This window comes from Desulfuromonas versatilis, assembly GCF_019704135.1.
Taxonomy (GTDB): Bacteria; Desulfobacterota; Desulfuromonadia; order Desulfuromonadales; family NIT-T3; genus Desulfuromonas_A; species Desulfuromonas_A versatilis.
In genome coordinates this window covers 3,442,109-3,462,965 of record NZ_AP024355.1, presented here as the reverse complement: position 1 = coordinate 3,462,965, position 20,857 = coordinate 3,442,109, and the positions used below count along the sequence as shown (strand labels likewise).

Sequence of the window (20,857 nt, the reverse complement as noted above, 5' to 3'; positions counted from 1 at the left end):
GATGGTCAGTTTACCTTGAAATAAAGCAGCTTGTCCCCGGCTTTCAGCACGAAGGCCTCCACCTCCCTGGCTCCGTCGCCGACCTCGCCCCGGGCCCAGATGTGGAAGGTCTCACTCTTGAGAACGAAGTGCCGTCGGTCCAGGTTCGACATGCCCGGCAGGTTGTTGACGGTCTGAAGATCCGCCGCGGATTTGTAGGGTTCGCGTTCGCGGATGGCGATGATGTCCTCGGCGGCGGCCCGGTCGATGACCGGGTCGTCCGAAAGGCTCATCAGCACCTCCGCCGTGGCTGTGTTGATGTTGATCTTGCCGCTGCCGTGCACGGTAACATGGTCGCGGATCAGCTTCATCACCTCGGGGGTGAAGCCGCGCACCAGGGCCAGTTCCTCCAGGGTGTCGAAGGGCCCGTTTTTGCACGGATAGGGCTTGTCGAGCCGCAGGTAATAATCGCTTTCGGTACCGAGGGTCGCGCCCGTGTCAGGGTCGACGTAGGGCGTGTCATCCTCGTCGATCCAGTCGATCAGCGCGGCGGTGAGCTCCTCCCCGTTGGCGAGTCCCAGCACGTCCCGGAAGAACCGGTAAAAATAACCCTTGAAGTCCGGGTCGACGTTGACCCGCGGTTGGCCCTGGACGTCTCGCACCAGTCGATTGACGTCGAGCTTGCCCCCCTGGTCCTCGACGGTCACCGAAACCACCCCGTCGCCCACCGGGTAATTGGCCAGGCCCAGGCTCCAGAGTTCACTGGGGTCGTTGCGGGCGTCGTATTCGTTGCTGTCCTCCTGCAGGATGATCCGCCCGACCCGCACCCCCCCTTTGGCCAGGTAGTAGGCGCGGGTGCTGTCGCGGAAGGTCTCGGTCAGCCGCAGGTCGACCAGGGTCGAAAACGCCAGCTCGGTCAGCAGCGAGGCGAGCAGGGCCACCACCACCAGGACCAGCAGCAGGACCATCCCTTTTTCCTGGCGCAGGCTCTTCATGACGACCTAAATCCTCGGCACTTCGAGGATGGTGCGGAAGGGGACCGGCTGCTCGCCGACCCGTACCGAAAGGGTCACCTCCACCATGTGCGGCAGCCCCTGGCTTGCCGCATCCCATTCCTCGAACCAGTCGCTGCCGCTGTAAAAACGCAACTGCATCGACTCGATGCCGGTGGCCAGGCGGTAGGGGAGCCGCTCGGGCCCCTCGCTGTCGGACAGGGAATATTCGCGGCGCAGTAGCACCCGGCGCTCCTGCTGCCCCTCGCGATCCAGGGCCAGTTCGTACTGCACCACCGCGATCCCGGCCCCGCCGCTCCCCTGGGGGGTGACGGCGGTGGTGGTCAGCTCGAGGTACTTGTTGCGGTCGGCGTTCTCGCCGCCCTTGAACAGCGTCCCCGGCGAGCCGGAACTGAAAAACGCGCCGCGCACCTCGCGCCCGATGCGGTCGAACAGCACCCGGGCCTGGTGGTAGCCTTCACCGTCGCTCTCCAGCCGCTGCTTGGTGCGGCTCACCGAGGTGAACACGCCGTAGACCGAGAGCAGCAGCAAGCTGGTGATGGTGACGGCGACCAGCACCTCGACGAGGGTGAAGCCGCCAGGGGGCGCGACCCCTGAAATGGGTTTTATGCTTTTTGGGTTCAGGCCCAACAAATTCCTCATCAGAACAGGAACGAACTGAGCTCGACCAGCTCGTTTTTCGCCTCTTCGCCCCAGAGCACCTTGACGGTCACCATGCGCACCGAGGGGATGGGGGTATCCTCGAAGTGAACGCTCCAGCGGAATTCCCCAAAGGGGTCTTCGAAGGGCTCCGCGTCGTCGGCGTAGTTCAGGGTGCGCGCCTCGGCGGAGGCCTCGATCTCGGTCATCCGCTCCTGGGCCAGCAGGGTCGCCTGGGTGATCTTCTGCAGCCGGGTGTGGGTGCCCAGGGAGCGATTGCCCAGCGACAGCAGGGTGATCAGGGCGATCCCGGCGATCGCCAGGGCGATCATGACCTCGAGCAGCGTAAAGCCTTTGCCGTTACCAGTCACCAGTCACCAATCACGGGTTCAAAATTCCCGATACCCATCGAAAACTTCCGTCTGCCCGGTAAAGGGGTTGATGCGCAGGGTCAGGTTGCGCGAGCCTTCCGCCAGGTGGATGACCGTCCCCTCCATCCAGCCGATGGGGAGGATTTCGGTGACCACCTCGCCGCTGCTGCGTTTGCCGCGCCCGGCGATGTCCAGATCCTTGAACCGCACATCCCCCTTGAGCCGCTGCAGGCGGCCGACCCCTTCGGCATCGACCAGTTCGCCGTCGCGCTCCAGCTGCTTGACCCTGAAGGTCCCATTGTCGATGTCGTAGACCAGCCGAAAGGGGGTCTGCTTGAGCGCCGCCTCGTTGTAATAGTACTTGACCGTACCGGCGATGCGCCGGGCCGAGGAGCCGAGGCTGTCCTCGCCGACCCCGGTGAGCAGCGGCACGGTCAGCCCGGCGAACAGGCCGATCAGCAGCAGCACCAGGGCCAGCTCGACGAGGGTGAAGCCCCTATTCGATTTCCCAGCTGTTGACATCCGCGCTGTTCCCCTCGCCGCCGGGCTCGCCGTCGCCGCCATAGGAGATGATGTCGTACTCGCCGTGGATACCCGGGGAGAGGTAGACATAGTCGCTGCCCCAGGGGTCCTTGGGCAGGTTCTTCAGGTAGCCGCCCTCGTGGTATTTGGTGGGGATACGGCCGGTCTCGGGCTTGCTGACCAGGGCCTGCAGCCCCTGGTCGGTGGAGGGGTAGAAGCCGTTGTCGAGCTTGAACAGCCCGATCGCCTCCTCGAGCCCCTTGATGTCGGCGGCCGCCTTGACCCGCCGTGCCTCCTCGGGCCGCTCCAGCAGCCTTGGGACGACGATGGCGGCGAGGATGCCGAGGATGACCACCACGACCATGATCTCGATCAGGGTGAAACCCCTGTTGCTGCGTAGAATCGATTTGCGCATTTTATCTATTGCTCCTTTTAAGATCCGCCTCTCGCCCGTTCGCTGCGCTCAATAGAGCCCGCAGAGAACGCCTTGGGGCTTTTACCAGTTACTAATTACTTATCACGCATTACGACGAATTACTGCCTTTCACCCCATCCCCTGGCTGGCCTGGAAGATCGGCAGCAGGATGGCCATGACGATGAAGCCGACGGCGCCGCCCATGAACAGGATCATGACCGGCTCGAGCAGCGAGAGCATCCCCGCGATGGACATATCGACCTGGTGCTCGTAGGATTCGGAGACCCGCAGCAGCATCTCCTCGAGCTCGCCGCTGCGCTCGCCGACGGCGGCCATCTGCGCCACCATGGGCGGGAAAACCCCAGAGCGGCGCAGGGGAGGGGCCAGCCCCTCGCCTTCGCGCACCGCTACCGCGGTATCTTCGATGGCCTTGCGCAGCACCCGGTTCTGCAGCAGGTTCCGGGCGATGTCCAGGGCCTTGAGCAGGGGCACCCCGCTACGCAGCAGGGTGGCCAGGGTGCGGGTCAGTCGGGCGGTGGCCAGCAGCAGGTTGAGCCGGCCGAACAGCGGCGCCCGCAGGGCCAGCCGGTCGAGGTGCATGCGCCCGGCCTCGGTGGCGGCGTAGCGGCGCAGCAAAAACAGGGCCCCAGCCAGCAGCAGCACGCCGACCCACCACCATTGGCCGAGCAGGTCGCTACCGGCGATCAGCATGCGGGTCGGCCAGGGCAGGGCCTGGCCGAGGTCCTCGAGCATCCGGGTGACCTTGGGCACCACGAAGGTGAACAGGAAGAACAGCACCCCGGCGCCGATCAGCGCCATCAGCAGCGGATAGGCCATGGCCGCGGTGATGCGTGACTTAAGGCGGGCCTGGTCTTCGAGAAAATCCGCCAGCCGCTGCAGCACCTGGTCGAGGGTGCCGGTGTTTTCGCCGACCTGCACCATGTTGACGTACAGGGGGGCGAAGATCCGCGGGTGCTTCTCCAGCGAGGCGTGCAGGGACTCGCCCTGGATCACCTCGTCGCGCACCGTGCCCATGGCGCGGGCCAGGGTGGGTTGCTCCAGCTGTCCGGCCACGGTGCCGAGGGCTTCGTCGAGGGAGAGGCCGGCGCCGAGCAGGGTCGCCAGCTGGCGGGTGGCCGCGGCCAGCTCCGCCACCGGCACCCGGCGGCGAAACTCCCGCTTGAACAGGGCACGCTTGGCGCCGGCGGCCTTCTCCTCGCGCAGCTCCGTGGGGTAAACCCCCTCGCCGCGCAGTTTCTGGATGACCGCCTTTCTGCCCGAGCCCTCGACGACTCCCGAAACCTTCTTGCCCTGGGCATTCAGGCCGCTGTACTCGAACAAGGGCAAGGTTTATACCTCCTCCTGGGTGACGCGCACGACTTCCTCGAGGGTGGTCTCGCCCTTGAGGGCCCTGGCCAGCCCCGACTCGCGCAGCGGCTGCATGCCGCGGCGCATGGCCGAGGCCTTGATGGAGGAGGAGTCCTTGTTCTGCAGCAGCAGGTCGCGGATCTGCTCGTCCACCGTCAGCAGCTCGTAGATGCCGGTGCGGCCGCGGTAGCCGATATCCATGCAGCTCGGGCAGCCCTTGCCGCGGTAGAAGGCGGCCCCGGCGGGGACCGCGCCTTCCAGCCCCATCTCGCGGATCAGCTCGGGGGCGGGGTGGTAGGCCTCGCGGCAGTCGGGGCAGATGCGCCGCACCAGGCGCTGGGCGAGGATGCCGACGATGGAGGAGGCGGCCAGAAACGGCTCGATCCCCATCTCGACCAGGCGGGTCAGGGCCCCGGCGGCGTCGTTGGTGTGCAGGGTCGAGAAGACCATGTGGCCGGTCAGCGCCGACTGCACGGCGATCTCGGCGGTTTCGCCGTCGCGGATCTCGCCGACCATGATGATGTCCGGGTCCTGGCGCAGGATGGAGCGCAGGCCGTTGGCGAAGGTCAGGTTGATCTTGGGGTTGACCTGAATCTGACCGACCCCGGAGAGCTGGTACTCGATGGGGTCCTCGACGGTGATGATGTTCTTCTCGCGGCTGTTGAGCCGGGTCAGGGCTGCATAGAGGGTGGTGGTCTTGCCCGAACCGGTGGGGCCGGTGACCAGGAAGATGCCGTGGCTCTTGTGGATCATCCGGTTGACCTGGGCCAGCAGCTCGGACTCCATCCCCACGTCCTCGAGGGTCAGCACGCTCGAGGACTGCTCGAGCAGACGCATGACCACCCGCTCGCCGAAGGCGGTGGGCAGGGTCGAGACGCGCACGTCGAGGTCCTTGCCAGCGATGCGCACGCGGAAGCGGCCGTCCTGGGGCAAGCGCTTCTCGGCGATGTTGAGCCCGGACATGATCTTGATGCGCGAGGTGATGCTGGCCTGAGCCTTGTGCGGCGGCCGCAGCACCTCGTAGAGCACGCCGTCGATGCGGTAGCGCACGATGAGGGCGTTTTCGAAGGGCTCGATGTGGATGTCGCTGGCCCGCTCGCGGTAGCCCTGGGTGATCAGGCTGTTGACGAAGCGGATGATCGGCGCCTCGTCCGAGGCGTCGAGCAGGTCGGCGGGCTCCAGGCCCCGGGCCAGCCCTTCGGCCCCCTGGCCCTCGATCTCCTCGACGAACTCCTGGGCCTCGCCGGCGCGGTCCTCGTAGCTGCGGTTGATGGCGCGCAGGATCTCCTCGGGCTGGGCAACGCAGACCTCGATGATCTCCCGGGTCAGGGCGGCCAGGTCGTTGAGCGGGCGGGTGTCGAGGGGGTCGGCCACGGCGACCCGCAGGACCCCTTCGCGCCGTTCCAGGGGGAAGACCCGGTACTCCTTGGCGAAGGTGATCGGCACCTGGCCGAGCAGTTCGTTGACCGAGGCGTCGGCGACGACCCTGTCGAGAAAGGGGATCTGCTGTTGTTCGGCGAGAGCCCGCGCCAGCACTTCGCTGCTCAGGGCCTTCATGCCGAGCAGGATTTCGCCGAGCCGCAGCTTTTTCTCCGCCTGGGCGGCGAGGGCGACCTCGATGCGTTCGGCGGGGATCTGGTAGCTTTCCCGAAGTATCTCCCCGAGGGGTTTCCAGGCACTCATGGGGTCAGTTGCCCGGGGGGGCATCCTGCATGGGGATGCCGATCAGGTTGTCCCGGAACGACTCCATGTAGTCGCTGCTCAGGCTGGAGCGCATCTGCTCCTGCTGAAAATTGTACATGCTGTCGCGGCTGCGCCGGGTAACGGCGGCCAGGTCCTCGGCGTTGCGCACGATGCGCGGGGTGATGAAGATCAGCAGGTTGGTCTTGCGCTCCTGGGTCCCCTCGCTGCGGAACAGCCAACCGAGCAGCGGCAGGTCGCCGAGGAACGGCACCTTGCTGATGGTCTCCTGGACGTTGGTGCCGATCAGGCCGCCGAGCACCACGGTCTTGCCGTTTTCGGCCAGCACCGTGTTGCGCAGGGCGCGCTTGGTCAAGGTGGGGCCCACCTGGTCGACGTCGCCGACGCTGTTGGTGGCGATGTCGGTGATCTCCTGGAAAACGTTGAGGCGCACCAAGTCCCCCTCGGTGACCTGGGGGGTGAAGCGCAGGGTCAGCGCCACGTCCTGGCGCTCCACCGCCACGCTCTGCGCCAGCCCGGCGCTGCCGCCGGTGTCGGTGAGTCGCTGGGTGATGATCGGCACGTTGGAGCCGACGATGATTTCGGCCTCTTCGTTGTCCGAAGTCAGCAGGCGCGGCGCCGAGAGAATGTTGACGTTGGAGTCGGTGCGCGACAGGTCGATGAGGGCCGAGAGGGCCGGTACGCTGATGGTGTTGCCGTCGGGGCCGACCACGGTGATCGGGTTGAACAGGCCGCCGAGCAGGATGCCGTTGATGGTCCGGCTGAGCAGCGTGGGAAGGCCGCCGTCCTCGCCGGTGCTGGAAGCGAGGTCGGAGAGGCCGGCCGGGCCGGTATTGAGGTTGCTGGTGCCGAACACCACGCTGTCGCTCCCCACGTCGAGGGCCCCCTGCAGGGAGGCACCGAGGTTCTGGGTGGCGTCCATGGAGAGCTCGAGGATCAGCGCCTCGACGAAGACCTGCTTGCGCTTGATGTCGAGCTGGCCGATGATGCCGCGGAGAATCTCGTAGTCTTCGGGGGTGGCGTTGATGATCAGCGAGTTGGTCGGCTTGTCGGCGGTGATGCTCACCGCCTCGCTGACCAGCGCCACCTGCTGGGCCGCGCCGGCCGCGGCCTGGGCAGTCTGCCGAGGGGTGGTGCGGGCCTGGGCCTTGATGCCGGTAAGAATTTCGTTGAGGGTCTTGGCCAGGGTCTCGGCGTCGGCGTTCTCCAGGTAGTAGACGTTGATGTTGGAGCGTTTCTCCGGCTGCTTCTGGTCGAGCTTGGCCACCAGGCCGCGGATCGTCGCCAGGTCGTCGGCCGTGGCCATGATCACCAGGGCGTTGGTGCGCGAATAGGGGATGATCTTGCTCATCTCCGAGGTGCCGGCGGTCTGCACGTTGGCCGCGGCCCGACCGCGCCTGGGGGTGGCCAGCGTCTGGGTGAGGACCTGGGAGGCGATGCTGGCCACCTCCTCAGCGCTGGCGAAATCCAGGGTGATCACCTCCAGTGCTTCGAGCCCGCTGGGGACGTCGAGCTGCTTGATGATGCGCACCAGCCGGTCGATGTTGGCGCCGCTGTCGGTGATCACCAGGGTGTTGGACGGGGAGAAGGCGACGATGCTGCTGGTCTTGGGAACCAGCGGGGTCAGCACCGAGGTGGCCAGCAGGTTGGCGTCGATATTCGACAGCGGCACGAGCCTGGTGACGTAGTTTTCACCAGCCCGAGCCGGACCGTCGGTCAGCGTGGGGAGATTGCTCTCCTTGGCGTTTTTGTTGGCGACGATCTTGTTGACGTTCCCCGAAGGGACCACGGTGAAATCGCGCACGTTGAGCACGGTGAGAAACAGCTGGTAAGCCTCGTCGAGGCTCATGCTCTGCGGGGAAATGATGGTCACCTTGCCCCGCACCGTGTCGTCGTAGATGAAGTTTTTGCCGGTCAGCTCGCTGATGGTCTTGATCAGGTCGGTGAGCTCGATGTCGCGAAAATCGAGGGTCACCTTCCCGTCGGCGACGGCGGGCGCGGTAGCCGGCTGCTGGGCAGCCAGATTGGTCGGGTGAAGGCAGAGCGCGGCCAGCAGCATGGCGGCGCCCAGGCTTTTTAGAGTGCGGATCATCACCGGGGATGGCCTCCTTGGTTCCTGGTACTCAAAGGGACGTCCAGCCAGACAAAAACGGCCGGAAACTAGTTGATATCATACTCGAAATTCATCGGCTCGCCATTGCGGGTCAGGCCGATGGAGATGTTGCGGGCCTCGCGCAGTTGCTGGAAGATCTGCAGGGCCTTTTCGGGGCTGTCGAGTTCCACCCCGTTGACCTGCATGACCACGTCGCCCCGACGAATGCCCAGTTTGGCCAGAAGCGAGTTGCGCTGGATCATGCGCACCACGAACCCCTCGGTCCGGCCGTCGACGATGTTCGGCTCCATGCGCGCCTGCTTGAGCAGTTCGTTGATGTTGCCGCGGGCTTTTTCCACCTCGGACTGGGCGATTTCCCAGCGGTTTTCACCCACCTCGCGGATCCCCTCCCCCGACTCCGCGGCGCCCGTCGGGCCAGGGGCGGAGGCGGCGCCGGGGGCGCTGCCGCCGGCTGGTTCGAAGAGCTGGAGCACCTCGACGCTGCCGTCGGGGTATTGGATCTTCACCAGGCTGCGGGTGATTTCGGAAACCTTCCCCCCACCGGGAACCTCATCCTCCAACCGGTAAATGGCCCCTTCGTTGCCGGCGCGGATCAGGGCCAGGGAATCCGGGCCCGCGGCCACCGTGCCGAGCAGGGTCAGACTGGTCCGGGGACCGGCGCTCCTTTCGGCGGGCTGGTCAGGCTGGGGGGCCGGCGCGAGGGACTGGACGCCCTGGCCGGTCGAGTCGAAGATGTTGCGCTGCAGGACCACCTGGTAATCGCTCAGCGAGGCCTTGCGGGTCGGGGCCGGCGCCTCGCGGACCGTCCCTTCGTCGAAGCGGATCGGCGGGCTCAGCAGCACCCCCAGTCCGGTGGCGGTCAGTCCCCCCAGGGAGAGGCCGAGCAGGCTGAACAGCAGCAGGTAGATCCCTCGGAAATATCTCTGGATGAAGGAAAGCATCGTTAATCCGTTGGCAGAGCCGGATGGTCGGCGGCGGGCCCCAGGGGACAGTGTGATTAATCAAGCTAAAAGGATATGGGCAGACAGGTAAAAATGCAAGGTCTTTCCCCAAATTCGGCAGCCCGGGCCGGTGCCTTTGCCGGCACGGCGGTCTTCCGTCCGGCATCCCCTTGGCGGGATGCCGGGGCGGGGGCGCCACGGGGTGGTTTGCGGGTCCCTTATGGATACTTTCAATTCCCGGGCGACTGTGGAATAATGGCGCGGCCCGACCCCGTTCCGTTTAACCGAAAGGTGTTTCATGACCCGGCAAGCCAAGCGGCTGTTCCTGATCGACGGCTCTTCTTACATTTATCGTGCCTACTTCGCTATTCGCCACCTCTCCAACTCCAAGGGGGAGGCGACCAACGCGGTGTTCGGTTTCACCAACATGCTGCTCAAGGTGGTGCGCGAGCACGCCCCCGATCACCTGGCCGTGGTATTTGACGCCAAGGGTCCGTCCTTTCGCAAGGAGCTCTACCCCGAATACAAGGCCAACCGCAGCGCCATGCCCGAGGACCTGGTGCCGCAGATTCCGGTCATCAAGAACCTGGTGCGGGCCTTCAACATGCCGGCGCTGGAGCTGGTCGGTTACGAGGCCGACGACATCATCGCCACCCTGGCGAAGAAGTTTGCCGCCGAGGGGATGGAGATCACCGTGGTCACCGGCGACAAGGACCTGATGCAGATCGTCTCCGACCGGGTGCGGCTGCTCGACACCATGAAGGACAAGGTCTTCGGCCTCGAGGAGGTCGCCGAGCGCTTCGGCGGCACCCCCGACAAGGTGGTGGAGGTGCAGGCCCTGGCCGGCGACAGCTCGGACAACGTGCCGGGGGTGCCGGGGATCGGCGAAAAGACCGCCCGGGACCTGATCGCCGAGTTCGGCAGCGTCGAGCACCTGCTGGCGAATATCGACAAGGTCAAGGGGAAGAAGCGCCAGGAGAACCTGCGCGATTTCGCCGAGCAGGCGCGGCTCTCCAGAGAGCTGGTCACCCTCAGGGACGATGTGCAGCTGGAGGTCGATTACGACAGCTTCGTGCTTTCGGAACCGGATCGCGGGGCGCTGACCGCCATTTTCAAGGAGATGGAATTCCACAAGCTGATCCAGGAATTCTCCAGCGACGAGCGGGCCACCGGCGAGGGGTATCGCGCCGTGCTCAGCGAAGCCGAGCTCGATGCCCTGGTGGCGACGCTGAAAAAGGCGCCGCGCATCGCCTTCGATACCGAAACCACCAGCCTCGACCCGACCCGCGCCGATCTGGTCGGCATCTCCTTCGCCGTCACGCCCGGCGAAGCCTGGTACATCCCCCTGGCCCACCGCTACCTGGGGGCGCCCGAGCAGCTCGAGCGCCGGCTGGTGCTCGACAGGCTGCGGCCGCTCTTCGAGGACCAGGCGCTGCCCAAGGTCGGCCAGAACATCAAGTACGACGTGCTGGTGATGCGCCGAGCCGGGGTCGAAGTGCGCGGCATCGCCTTCGACACCATGGTCGCCTCCTACCTCGCCAACCCGGCCGCCAAATCCCACGGCATGGACAACCTGGCCGCCGAACTGCTCAGCTACAAGACCATCAGCTATTCCGAGGTGACCGGCAGCGGCCGCAGCCAGATCGGCTTCGACGAGGTCGAGGTGGAAAAGGCGGTGGTCTACGCCGCCGAGGATGCCGACATCACCCTGCGCCTGGCCGAGAAACTGGCGCCGATGGTTGAAGAGAGCGGCCAGCAGCAGCTCTTCGCCGAGGTGGAGATGCCCCTGGTGGCGGTGCTGGCCGACATGGAATGGGACGGTGTGCGCATCGACGCAGGTTTCCTGGAAAAACTCTCCGCCGAGATGGAGGTCAAGCTCGCCGCCCTGGAAAAAGAGATCCACCAGCTGGCCGGCGGCTCATTCAACATCGGCTCGCCCAAGCAGCTGGGCGAGGTGCTCTTCGAGCGTTTGGGGCTGCCGCGGGGCAAGAAGACCAAGACCGGCTGGTCCACCGACGTCGAGGTGCTCAACAAGCTGGCCGAAGAGCATGAGATCGCCGCGCGCATCCTCGACTTCCGCTCGCTGGCCAAGCTCAAGAGCACCTACAGCGATGCCCTGCCCAAGCTGGTGCACCCCGATACCGGGCGCATCCACACCTCCTTCAACCAGACGGTGACCGCCACCGGCAGGCTCTCCTCGAGCGAGCCGAACCTGCAGAACATCCCCATTCGCACCGAGGAGGGGAGCCGCATCCGCGAGGCCTTCATCCCCGCCCAAGGGAACCTGCTGCTCTCGGCCGACTACTCCCAGGTCGAACTGCGCATCCTGGCGCACATGGCCGGCGAGGAGGTGCTGCGCGAGAGCTTCGAGCGCGGCGAGGACATCCACCGGCGCACCGCCAGCGAGATTTTCGGGGTGTTCCCCGATATGGTCACCGCCGAGATGCGCCGCCAGGCCAAGACCATCAACTTCGGCGTGCTCTACGGCATGGGCGCCTTCGGCCTGGCCAAGGCCCTGGGGATCGGCAACAAGGAGGCCAAGCAGTACATCGAGAACTACTTCGCCCGCTATCCCAAGGTCTCCGGCTTCATGGAGCAGATGAAGGAGCAGGCCCGGGAGCAGGCCTACGTCACCACCCTGCTCGGGCGCCACTGCGCGATCCCCGAGATCCACAGCCGCAACGGCGCGGTGCGCGGCTACGCCGAGCGCAACGCCATCAACTACCCCATCCAGGGCTCGGCGGCCGACATCATCAAAGTCGCCATGGTCCGCATCCACGAGCGCCTGCAGCAGGAAAAGCTCAAGACCCGCATGGTGCTGCAGGTGCACGACGAACTGGTGTTCGATGTGCCCGAGGCCGAGCTGGAACAGGTCAAGGCCCTGGTGAAAAAAGAGATGGAGGGGGCGGTGGAGCTCGACGTGCCGCTGGTGGTCGATATGGGCGTGGGGAAGAACTGGCGCGAGGCGCATTAGGACCGTGGACCGTGGACCGTGGACCGTGGACCGTGGACCGTGGACCGTGGACCGTGGACCGTGGACCGTGGGGGCGGGAAGATTGCGGCCGCGTCGGATCCGACGGATTCCATGCGGCCGCGACCGGGTTTTCCCTCTGCCTTGGTTTGAATACTAAACAGGTGCCAACCCTTTGAAGATCCAAGACTTCATCCTTCTTTGCGGTGCGCTCGCCTGCCTGGTGCTGCTGTTCGTCGGCGGACCGGGGGATTTCACCCCGCGCTCGCTGCGCCTGGCCTGGAACCTCGGCCATGTGCTTTGCTTTCTGCTCTGGACGCGCCTGCTGCTGACCCTCTGGAAACGGGCGGCGGCCTGGGGCTGGCGGCGGCAGCTGCTGGTCACCCTGGTGCTCTGCCTGTTTTTGGGCGGACTGACCGAAGTGCTCCAGGGCGGGGTGGGCCGCTCGCCGGATCTGCAGGACGTGGCCCGCGACCTGCTCGGCGGCCTGACCGCGCTGGCGTTTTTTGTCCCCGGCCGCCGGAGGATTCCGCTCCCGTTGCGGCGATCCCTGCAGGCCGGGGTGCTGCTGGTGCTGCTGGCCAGCGCCTGGCCGATGGCCAAGGCGCTGGCGGACGAGTTGCTCGCCCTGAAGCAGTTCCCTGTACTGGCCGATTTCGAGACCCCCTTCGAATCGGGGCGCATGTGGGGCAACTCCCGCTACCGCGTCGAGCTGGGCACCACTGCCCACGGCCGCGGGGCGCTGCGGGTGGAACTGAACACCGACCGCTACTCGGGCGTCTACCTGAAGCACTTTCCCGGCGACTGGCGCGGCTTCGAGCAGCTGGGCCTGGAGGTCTTCAACCCTGGCAAGGAGCCCCTGGAACTGCATTTCCGCATCCACGACCGGGCTCACCTGGGCAACCGCAGCCGCTACAGCGACCGTTTCAATACCCGCTTCATCCTGCAGCCGGGCTGGAACCCCATCCGTGTCTCCCTCGCCGAGGTGCGCCGTGCGCCCCGCGACCGCGAACTCGACCTGTCCCAGGTGCAGGGGGTGGGGTTGTTCGCCGCGAAACTGGAACAGCCGGTGGTCATTTTTCTCGACCACCTTCGCCTGTTAAACTGAAGCTACCATGTTGAAAACCATCCTCGAATCCCTGCGTGGGGCCACCGTGTACGGGGTCTACCTGTTGAACACGGTTTTCTGGTGCCTGCCCATTTACGCCCTGGCCCTGGCCAAGGCGCTGCTGCGCGGCCCCGCCTGGCAGGGGCGTTGCAGCGCCGGTCTGCTGTGGCTGGCCGACGGCTGGATCGGCGGCACCCGGCTCATCACCCGGCTGACCCAGTCCATCGACTGGCAGGTGCGCTGCGATGCGGGGATCGAGCGGAAGAACTGGTATCTGGTGGTGGCCAACCACCAGAGCTGGGTCGACCTGATCGTGCTGCTGATGGTGCTGGGGCGGCGCATCTCCTTTCCCAAGATTTTCGCCAAGCAACAGATGCTCTGGGTCCCCCTGCTGGGGGTGGCCCTGTGGGCGCTGGAATTCCCGCTGATGCGCCGCTATCCCAAGGAAGTCCTCGAAAAACATCCGGAGCTGCGAGGGCGCGATCTGGAGGCGGCCCGGCGGGCATTCACGGCGCACCGGGGGCGGCCGATCTCCATCGTCAGCTTTCTCGAGGGGACCCGCTTCACCGCGGCCAAGCACCAGGACCAGCAGTCCCCCTACCGGCACCTGCTCAAGCCCAAGGCGGGGGGCGTCGCCCTGGCGCTGGGGGCCCTGGATGATAAAATCGAAGCGGTGGTCGACCTGACCATCGTTTATCCCGACGGGGTGCCGAGCTTCTGGGACTTTCTCCGCGGGCGTCTGCAAAGGGTGCGGGTGGATGTGCGCCGGTTGGCGGTCCCGGACGACCTGCCGCGCTCGGGGTACTCCGATGACCCCGGTGTCCGCGAACGCTTCGGGCAGTGGGTCGGCGAGCTGTGGCGGGACAAGGATACGCTGATCGACCAGCTTCGGGGTTAATTCCGCTTTTTCATCGCCGCCCGCCGAGGTCGGAGCCATGCGCAAAACCCGCATCACATACCTGCTGGGGGGCCTGGCGCTGGCCTTGCTGCTGCTGGTCGGGGTGGGTTGGCTTTTTTCTGAGCGGCTGCTCGACGGTTTTGCCCGGCCGCTGCTGGTGCGGGTGGCCGCCGAGCGTCTCGACGCCCGGGTGAGCCTGGAGCGCATCGACCTCGACCCGTCCGGGTTGAGGCTGACCAACCTTTCCCTTCAGCGGCCGGGTGAGTTTTCCATCGAGCTGCCCGGCATCGAGGCCGATTTCACCCTGGCGTCGCTGCTGCGCCGTCGGCTCTCCGCCCTGCGCCTGCTGAGCCCCAGCGTCGAACTGACCGCCCCGACCGAACCACGGCCGCCCGCGCCCCGCGCCCCGCCGCCCTCCCACCCCCCTTTGGAAATCGACCGGCTGCTGATCTCCGACGGGATCCTGACTCTCAATGCGGCCGGCCGCAGCTACCTTCTCAGTGAACTTCATGCCGATGCCCAGGGGACCGCCCAGTCCCATTTCCAGGCCAGGGGACGCTTCGGCGCCGGCGAAGGGATTGCCCTGGCGGTGCGCGGCGGCGCCAACTGGGACGGGGCGATCGCCCTCAGCCTCGACCAGCTGCGCTGGGGCGAACGGGACCTGCTGGCCGCCCCCCTCGATCTGACCCTCGGGGAGACGACCAGCGCCGGTGGCGCCCTGCGCCTGGAGCGTTTCGACGACACCGACCTGGCGAACATCGCGGCGGCGCTGGGGCGCCCGCCGCTGCTGCCCGAAGGCTGGCGGTTCGAAGTGCTGGGCGCCGATGTATCGCTTCGCCTGGGCGAAGCCGGGCTGGCGCTGGCATTCGGGGCGCAGGGCGCCCGGGCCTGGAACGAAACCCTCGAGGTCCCCCTGCGGGGGCTGCGCCTGGAGCTGAACCGGGGGGAAGCGGGCTGGGCCGGCGCCGGGCGCTTTCGGCTTGGTGACGCCATTGCCGGCAGGCTGCAGGGGCTCTGGGGCGAGGCCGGAGCGGCCGGCGGCCTGAACCTCGACATCCCCTCCCCGACAGCAGGGGAGGACCCGGCGGTCCTGTACGCCGAAGCCTCAGCTCCCGGGGGCGTCTGGCAGGGCGAGCTGCGGGCTGAGCGCCTGGGCGACGGGCACCTGCGGCAGCTGCTCGCCGCCCTGGGGGTGGCCGAGGGGCTGCCGGCCGCCCTGCGCGGGGAATTGGACGGACTTCGGGTGCAGGGACGGCTGGAGCCGCAGGGACCCGCCGCCCTGGTTCAGGCCAACAGGGGGGAGTGGCGCAGCGATTCTCTGGTCATCCCCTTTGCCGACCTGAGCATCGACCTTCTCCGCAGGCAGCAGGCCTGGCAGGCGGAGGGCAGAGTGCGCCTGGCCGATTCCGCCCCGACCCGGCTGCGGGCGGAATACGCCGAGGGGAGGGCGGAGGGGCGCCTGTCCCTCGAGCTGCCCGACCCCGCGCTGCTGCAGAAGAGGCTGCTTGGCGCAGAGCAGCTCAAACTGGCCGGTGCGGCGACCCTGCAGGCGGCCGGCACCTGGACACAGGGCGAACTGGCCCTGCAGGGAAGCCTCCAGGGGAAGCGGCGCCCGGGGCGTACCGGCGATTACCAGCTTGACCTGGCGCCGCTGGCGCTGGCGGTGGATGCCCGGGTGAAGGGCGGCCGCACCCGCCTTGAGCTGCGCGCAACCGCCAAGGGGCGACCGCTGCTGCGCGCCGCCGGCAGTCCCGATCGGCTTGCCTTCGAGGCGGGTCCGCTGAACTGGGGCGAGCTGGGCCTGATCGCGGGCCCCGGCCTGCTGCCGGCGGCGGTCCGGGAGGCCGAGGCGCTGCGCGGCAAGGGGCTTCTCACCCTGTCCGGCGAGGGGCGCTGGCAGCTCGAGGCCGAACTGGATGCCGACCGGGTCGCCCTGGCCCAGGGGAGCTTCAGCTCCCTGCGCCTGGAAGGCCGGGCCGCGCCGGCGGCGGACGGTGTCGGTTTTTCCGTGCCGGCCTTTTCCGCCGCAGCCGAAATGGCCGGCCTGCAGGCGTCGCGGATCTTCGGACGGGGAGAGGGGCTGCTGGGCAAAGAGGGTTTTGAAGTCTCTCTGGAGAACATTGCCGCCGAGGGGCTCGAATACCTCTCGGCCGACGGCATGGCCGGTCTGTCCGGCGGGCACTTGCAGGGGCGGGTGTCTCTTTCGGGGAGCCTGGACGGGCAGCGCCTCGAGCTGGCCGCCGACACCGGCCTCGGCGCCGGCGAGGTGCTTTATGGCGCTTTTTATGCCGACATTTCGGCGCTGCAGGGGCGGCTCGCCTTGAAGGGGACCTACCAGCCGCAAGCCGGTGAGTTGGTGGCCGAAAGCTTTACCTTCTCGGCCGCCCGGATCGGCGCCCTGCAGGGCCGGGGGCGCCATGGCCCCCAGGGTGCCCAGCTTGAGGCGGCCTGGGCCCTCGACCAGTTCGACGGTCCGGCGGCTCCCTACCTCCGCGCCCTGCTGACTGCCGCCGCGCCGGGCTTGAAGGAGCTGCGGCTGCGCGGAGCCCTGGCGGGAGATCTCGAGCTTCGCCACACCACGGAGCAGTGGCGGGCCCGGGGGGAAATCCGCCCGGCGGCGCTCGGTTTCGCGCTGCCCGGCTCGCCCCTTGAAGCGCAGGGCTGCAGCGGGCTGATTCCCTTCGACCTGGCCGGCGGCGCTTCGGCCATGGCGACGGGGGATGCGGGCGGCAGGCTGGGAGCCTTGGGCTGCGAGAGCCTGCAGGCCGGGCCGGCCGCCCTGCGCCGGCAGCCCCTGGAGATCCTCGTCCGGCCCAACCGCTTCGCAATCAGGACTCCGGTGGTGTTCAATGTCGCCGGGGGGCTGCTGGAGATCGCCGATGCCGAAATCGCGATGGCGGGGGAGGGGCCCGAGGCGACGGCGCGGATCCGCATCGCCGATGTCGACCTGGAGCGTCTCACCGCCGACCTGGGCGCGGTGCCCATGACCGGCGCGGTCTCCGCCGACCTGGGGCAGATCCGCTACGCCGGCGGCGAGCTGGAGACCGGGGGGGAGGCGGCGATCAGCGCCTTCGGCGGCGAGATCCGCATCCGCGACATCCGCTTCCGCGAACCCTTCTCCTCCTACCCGATCCTCCAGGGGGACGTGGACTTTACCGGCATCGACCTGCAGCAGCTGACCCACACCTTCGAGTTCGGCGAGATGAACGGGGTGGTCGACGGCTACGTGCGCGGCCTGCGGCTGTTCGGCAAGACCCCTTCGCACTTCACCGCGCGCCTCGAAACCCGCGACCAGGGCCGGCGCAACATCAGCGTCAAGGCCCTGAACAACCTCTCGATCCTCAGCCAGGGCGGGCTCTCCGCTGCGCTCTCCCGGGGGATCTACCGCTTCATCGATTTCTATCGCTACCGGCGCATCGGCATCGTCTGCTCGCTGGAGAACGACGTGTTCCGGCTTCAGGGGACGGCCCGGCCCGGTTCGGACCGCTACCTGGTTTACGGCGCGCTGCTGCCGCCGCGCATCGACATCGTCGCCCCGGCGCGCAGCATCTCCTTCAAGGAGATGGTCAAGCGGCTGGGGAGGATCGACCGGACGGGGGGCAAGTAAGTGAGGCGTGAGGAGTGAGGAGTGAGGAGTGAGGAGTGAGGAGTGAGGAGTGAGGCGGGCAAAGGACCAAGGACCAAGGACAACAAGGTCGCGGATTGTCGCGATATCTTTTATAATGGGTGGGAAACTTCTTTCGGGAGGAGATCATGGGCAAATTGATTCGTCTGCTTTCGCTGCTGGCCGTAGTGAGCGTCGTGGCCTGCGTGACCATCAACATCTATTTCCCCGCCGAGGAGGTGCGCAGCGCCGCGGACAAGATCGTCAACGAGGTCTGGGGTGAGCGCGCCGAGCCGCCGGCGACTCCTCCCGCGGCGCCGCCCGCGGAGAGCAAGCCCCCGGGCAGCTCCTATCGGCTCGATTTCGGCCCCGCCGCCGCGCATGCCCAGGACATCAACGTCAGCACCCCCGAGATCCGCGCCATCAAGGAGGCAATGAAGCAGCGCTCGACGAGCCTCTTCCCCTTCCTCGATTCGGGGCACGTCGGCATCGGCGCCGACGGCCTGCTCAAGGTGCGCAGCAGCGACGGCCTCGACCTGCGCTCCCGGGGCGAGGTCAACCGCCTGGTCGCCGCCGAAAACGCCGACCGCCAGCGGCTCTATCAGGAGATCGCCCGGGCCAACGGCTTCCCGGAGCGGGCCGCCGACGTGCAGGCGATCTTCGCCGATTCCTGGCGCCAGCAGGCTTCGGGCGGCTGGTACATCGAAGGCCCCGGGGGCGGCTGGTCGCGCAAATGATCCCCGCTTCCCGGTAACGGCCGCAGGCTAAGCGGGCCGCCGGTCGAGGTAGTGTTTGCCTCGGCCGGCGGATTGGGTTAAATTGAGGCGCGTCAACGACACCTTTTCTCGAACTGGTTCGCCGGACTCCATGACTCTCTCGACTCCCCTGAACAACGAACGTGGCGTCACCCTGCTGGTGGTCCTGGTCATGCTGGTGGTCCTCGGCCTGAGCGCCGGGATCGCCGGCTCGACCTGGAGTTCGGTGATGCACCGGGAGCGCGAGGAGCAGCTGCTGTGGGTCGGCGACCAGTACCGCAAGGCCATCGAGAGCTACGTCACCTTCAACCCCCGGGAGCCGGGTGGGACCGGCGCAATCAGGGCGGTGCCCACCGGCATCCCCCTTTATCCCAACCGCCTCGAGGACCTGCTGCGCGACCAGCGGGCCAGCCAGGTGGTGCGCCATATCCGCAAGCTCTACAAGGATCCCTTCACCGGCGAGGATTTCGAACTGGTCAAGGACCAGGGCGGGCGCATCAAGGGGGTGCGTAGCGCCAGCAAGCTGGAGCCCTTCAAAACGGACGGCTTCGACAAGGTCTACGAGGATTTCCGCGACGCCGAGAGCTACCAGAAATGGGAGTTCATCTACGACCAGACCAAGTCCAGCGCTTCGCGCAGCAATACCGGCACCGGCAGTAGTACTCCCACGCTTCCCAGCCTCCCGGGGATCATCAACTCCCCGACAGGCAGCAATCCCTAAACCGCCTGGCGGCCCTTCGACGCTTTCCCGCCCGTGGTTCGCCATCGCTCCCCAAGAGGCCCTTCCCGGCCTCTTTTTTCATTCCCGCGACTTTTTCCGGCCTTTTTGACCTGCATCATGTTTTTCCCCGTGCCGCGGCGGTATTCTGCAACCACGATCGAGGAACGGAACAAAACAAACGGATTGCACATAGTCGGAAGGAGAACCCGCCATGAACCTGAACAACGATCTCGGCAACCAGCAGATCAAGGACGTCATCGAAGCCCATCCGCGCATCGGCGAAATCCTGAACCACTACGAAATCGGCTGCGTCACCTGCGGCGTGGGGATCTGCCTGCTCAAGGACGTGGTCTCCATCCACGCCCTGGGCGACGAAATCGAAAAGAAGATCGAAGAAGAGATCAACGCCTACCTGCAAACGGCAGCCTGATAGATAAAGAGCTTTTACCAGTCACCAGTCACGAGTTACCAGTCACCGATTATAAAGGAGAACGATCATGAAAAACCTCGCCTGTGGATGTCCCGGATCGATGGTCCGCACCGTGGAGAAAACCGAAACCGCCGCCGCCCCCGAAGGGCGCCTGCAGTCGGAGCTGCGCCAGTGGCCGACCCAGCTGCACCTGGTGCCGCCCAGCGCGCCCTGGCTGCAGAACGCGCACCTGCTGATCGCCGCCGACTGCGCACCTTTCGCCTACGCCGAGTACCATCGCGACTTCATCAAGGGGCGCACCTTGGTCAACGCCTGCCCCAAACTGGACGACACCAGCAACTACGTGGAGAAGCTGGCCGCGATCCTGCGCCAGAACGACATCCAGTCGGTCACCGTGACCATCATGGAAGTCCCCTGCTGCCGCGGCCTGGCGATGATGGCCCAGCAGGCGGTGGCCGCCAGCGGCAAGGACATCCCCCTGGAGATCGCCGTGATCGGCATCGACGGCCAGAGGAGGAGCTGAGTATGAAAACCGACGTCACCAAGGTCATGGTCGAGGAGCACCAGCTGATCCTGCGCATGATCGCGCTGCTCGAGAGCAACACCGCGCTGATGGAAGAGGGGAAGTTCCGCGACTGGCAGTTCTTCCTCGACGGGGTCGACTTCATCCGCCACTACGCCGACCGCTTCCACCACGCCAAGGAGGAGGACGTGCTGTTCAAGGCCCTGGTGAAAAACGGCATGCCCGAGCAGAACTCGCCGGTGGCCGCCATGCTCATGGCCCACGACCAGGGGCGCGCCCATGTGCGGGCCATCGAAGAGGCCGCGCAGAAAGCCCTCGACGGCGAGTCCGGCCAGCTCGGGGTGATCGCCGAGAATGCCCGGGGCTATGCCGCCCTGCTGCGCGACCACATCGACAAGGAGGACAACATCCTCTACCCGCTGGCCGAAAAAGTGCTCCCCGAAGAGATGCGCCCGGCCATGGTCGAGGCCTACGCCCGGGCCGAGGCCGCCGCGCCGGCCGATTTCACCGAGCGCTACCGCAAGCTGGTGGAAAAGTACGAGGCGCGCCTGGCGGCTTGAGGCAATGAAATCTTCCGGTCCGGGCATGGGTTAATCACCACCCGCTCGCGTTGCTCGCTGAAGGACACGAAGGGCACGAAGAAGGGCTTAAAAGACTTGAGCTCGAGAGGGTTTTCTTCGTGCGCTTCGTGTCCTTCGTGGTTTTACAGCCTGCTTTTTGGGGGACTGCCCATTCGATCCTCCCGCGAATTTGAATGGGTGGGCAAGGTACACCTTGCCGGATAT

The 20,857-nt window shown here is 66.5% G+C and carries 18 protein-coding genes; 9 read left to right on the top strand and 9 right to left on the bottom strand.

Features of this window, described 5'->3' with window-relative positions:
• Positions 1–5 precede the first annotated feature (5 nt).
• The 9 genes from gspK to gspC all read right to left on the bottom strand — a co-directional run bounded on the left by gspK (position 6) and on the right by gspC (position 9,062).
• Positions 6–974 (bottom strand): type II secretion system minor pseudopilin GspK, encoded by a 969-nt coding sequence (gene gspK / locus DESUT3_RS15500; RefSeq protein WP_221249375.1) that lies wholly within the window; start codon positions 972–974, stop codon positions 6–8.
• A 6-nt stretch (positions 975–980) separates the two neighbouring features.
• A complete protein-coding gene (locus tag DESUT3_RS15495; protein ID WP_221249374.1) occupies positions 981–1,622 on the bottom strand; it encodes a type II secretion system protein GspJ in 642 nt (213 codons plus the stop codon).
• Between the two features lie 11 nt (positions 1,623–1,633).
• A complete protein-coding gene (gene gspI, locus DESUT3_RS15490; RefSeq protein ID WP_221249373.1) occupies positions 1,634–2,002 on the bottom strand; it encodes a type II secretion system minor pseudopilin GspI in 369 nt (122 codons plus the stop codon).
• Positions 2,003–2,020: 18 nt separating this feature from the next.
• A complete protein-coding gene (locus DESUT3_RS15485) occupies positions 2,021–2,524 on the bottom strand; it encodes a prepilin-type N-terminal cleavage/methylation domain-containing protein (protein WP_221249372.1) in 504 nt (167 codons plus the stop codon).
• Entirely contained in the window at positions 2,499–2,939 is a 441-nt protein-coding gene (gspG, locus tag DESUT3_RS15480; protein WP_221249371.1) for a type II secretion system major pseudopilin GspG, read from the bottom strand. The genes DESUT3_RS15485 and gspG overlap by 26 nt, the downstream gene beginning before the upstream one ends.
• 129 nt (positions 2,940–3,068) lie before the next feature.
• A complete protein-coding gene (gspF, locus tag DESUT3_RS15475) occupies positions 3,069–4,286 on the bottom strand; it encodes a type II secretion system inner membrane protein GspF (protein ID WP_221249370.1) in 1,218 nt (405 codons plus the stop codon).
• 3 nt (positions 4,287–4,289) lie between these two features.
• A complete protein-coding gene (gene gspE, locus DESUT3_RS15470) occupies positions 4,290–5,990 on the bottom strand; it encodes a type II secretion system ATPase GspE (protein WP_221249369.1) in 1,701 nt (566 codons plus the stop codon).
• Between the two features lie 4 nt (positions 5,991–5,994).
• Positions 5,995–8,100 carry a type II secretion system secretin GspD gene (gene gspD / locus DESUT3_RS15465; RefSeq protein WP_221249368.1) on the bottom strand — a complete coding sequence of 702 codons (2,106 nt, stop codon included), beginning with the start codon at positions 8,098–8,100 and terminating at the stop codon, positions 5,995–5,997.
• 68 nt (positions 8,101–8,168) lie between these two features.
• A complete protein-coding gene (gene gspC / locus DESUT3_RS15460) occupies positions 8,169–9,062 on the bottom strand; it encodes a type II secretion system protein GspC (RefSeq protein WP_221249367.1) in 894 nt (297 codons plus the stop codon).
• A 298-nt stretch (positions 9,063–9,360) separates the two neighbouring features.
• Here gspC and polA point away from each other — a divergent pair, with 298 nt between their 5' ends.
• The 9 genes from polA (at position 9,361) to DESUT3_RS15415 (ending at position 20,632) form a co-directional block, all read left to right on the top strand.
• Positions 9,361–12,036: a DNA polymerase I gene (gene polA / locus DESUT3_RS15455; protein WP_221249366.1), complete on the top strand. Its 2,676-nt coding sequence runs from the start codon at positions 9,361–9,363 to the stop codon at positions 12,034–12,036.
• A gap of 172 nt (positions 12,037–12,208) precedes the next feature.
• Positions 12,209–13,141 (top strand): VanZ family protein, encoded by a 933-nt coding sequence (locus DESUT3_RS15450; RefSeq protein WP_221249365.1) that lies wholly within the window; start codon positions 12,209–12,211, stop codon positions 13,139–13,141.
• A gap of 7 nt (positions 13,142–13,148) precedes the next feature.
• Positions 13,149–14,039 carry an acyltransferase gene (locus DESUT3_RS15445; RefSeq protein WP_221249364.1) on the top strand — a complete coding sequence of 297 codons (891 nt, stop codon included), beginning with the start codon at positions 13,149–13,151 and terminating at the stop codon, positions 14,037–14,039.
• Positions 14,040–14,076: 37 nt separating this feature from the next.
• The gene (locus DESUT3_RS15440; RefSeq protein WP_221249363.1) at positions 14,077–17,646 is read left to right on the top strand and encodes a translocation/assembly module TamB domain-containing protein; all 3,570 of its coding nucleotides are present in this window, start codon (positions 14,077–14,079) and stop codon (positions 17,644–17,646) included.
• Positions 17,647–17,792: 146 nt separating this feature from the next.
• The gene (locus tag DESUT3_RS15435; RefSeq protein WP_221249362.1) at positions 17,793–18,380 is read left to right on the top strand and encodes a YdbL family protein; all 588 of its coding nucleotides are present in this window, start codon (positions 17,793–17,795) and stop codon (positions 18,378–18,380) included.
• Positions 18,381–18,510: 130 nt separating this feature from the next.
• A complete protein-coding gene (locus tag DESUT3_RS15430; protein ID WP_221249361.1) occupies positions 18,511–19,119 on the top strand; it encodes a peptidase M16 family protein in 609 nt (202 codons plus the stop codon).
• A gap of 211 nt (positions 19,120–19,330) precedes the next feature.
• Positions 19,331–19,549, top strand: a complete 219-nt coding sequence (locus DESUT3_RS15425; RefSeq protein ID WP_221249360.1) for a hypothetical protein — start codon at positions 19,331–19,333, stop codon at positions 19,547–19,549.
• Positions 19,550–19,616: 67 nt separating this feature from the next.
• Positions 19,617–20,072: an iron-sulfur cluster-binding oxidoreductase gene (locus DESUT3_RS15420; protein ID WP_221249359.1), complete on the top strand. Its 456-nt coding sequence runs from the start codon at positions 19,617–19,619 to the stop codon at positions 20,070–20,072.
• A gap of 2 nt (positions 20,073–20,074) precedes the next feature.
• Positions 20,075–20,632 carry a hemerythrin domain-containing protein gene (locus tag DESUT3_RS15415; RefSeq protein ID WP_221249358.1) on the top strand — a complete coding sequence of 186 codons (558 nt, stop codon included), beginning with the start codon at positions 20,075–20,077 and terminating at the stop codon, positions 20,630–20,632.
• Positions 20,633–20,857: the final 225 nt, after the last annotated feature.

Excerpts from the sequence above, each read along its gene's own strand:
- DESUT3_RS15445 (WP_221249364.1), top strand. The coding sequence starts at position 13,149 with ATGTTGAAAACCATCCTCGAATCCCTGCGTGGGGCCACCGTGTACGGG.
- gspC (WP_221249367.1), bottom strand. The coding sequence starts at position 9,062 with ATGCTTTCCTTCATCCAGAGATATTTCCGAGGGATCTACCTGCTGCTG.
- DESUT3_RS15485 (WP_221249372.1), bottom strand. The coding sequence starts at position 2,524 with ATGTCAACAGCTGGGAAATCGAATAGGGGCTTCACCCTCGTCGAGCTG.
- DESUT3_RS15425 (WP_221249360.1), top strand. The coding sequence starts at position 19,331 with ATGAACCTGAACAACGATCTCGGCAACCAGCAGATCAAGGACGTCATC.
- polA (WP_221249366.1), top strand. The coding sequence starts at position 9,361 with ATGACCCGGCAAGCCAAGCGGCTGTTCCTGATCGACGGCTCTTCTTAC.
- DESUT3_RS15430 (WP_221249361.1), top strand. The coding sequence starts at position 18,511 with ATGACTCTCTCGACTCCCCTGAACAACGAACGTGGCGTCACCCTGCTG.
- gspE (WP_221249369.1), bottom strand. The coding sequence starts at position 5,990 with ATGAGTGCCTGGAAACCCCTCGGGGAGATACTTCGGGAAAGCTACCAG.
- DESUT3_RS15415 (WP_221249358.1), top strand. The coding sequence starts at position 20,075 with ATGAAAACCGACGTCACCAAGGTCATGGTCGAGGAGCACCAGCTGATC.
- DESUT3_RS15435 (WP_221249362.1), top strand. The coding sequence starts at position 17,793 with ATGGGCAAATTGATTCGTCTGCTTTCGCTGCTGGCCGTAGTGAGCGTC.
- DESUT3_RS15420 (WP_221249359.1), top strand. The coding sequence starts at position 19,617 with ATGAAAAACCTCGCCTGTGGATGTCCCGGATCGATGGTCCGCACCGTG.
- DESUT3_RS15440 (WP_221249363.1), top strand. The coding sequence starts at position 14,077 with ATGCGCAAAACCCGCATCACATACCTGCTGGGGGGCCTGGCGCTGGCC.
- gspG (WP_221249371.1), bottom strand. The coding sequence starts at position 2,939 with ATGCGCAAATCGATTCTACGCAGCAACAGGGGTTTCACCCTGATCGAG.
- gspK (WP_221249375.1), bottom strand. The coding sequence starts at position 974 with ATGAAGAGCCTGCGCCAGGAAAAAGGGATGGTCCTGCTGCTGGTCCTG.
- gspD (WP_221249368.1), bottom strand. The coding sequence starts at position 8,100 with ATGATCCGCACTCTAAAAAGCCTGGGCGCCGCCATGCTGCTGGCCGCG.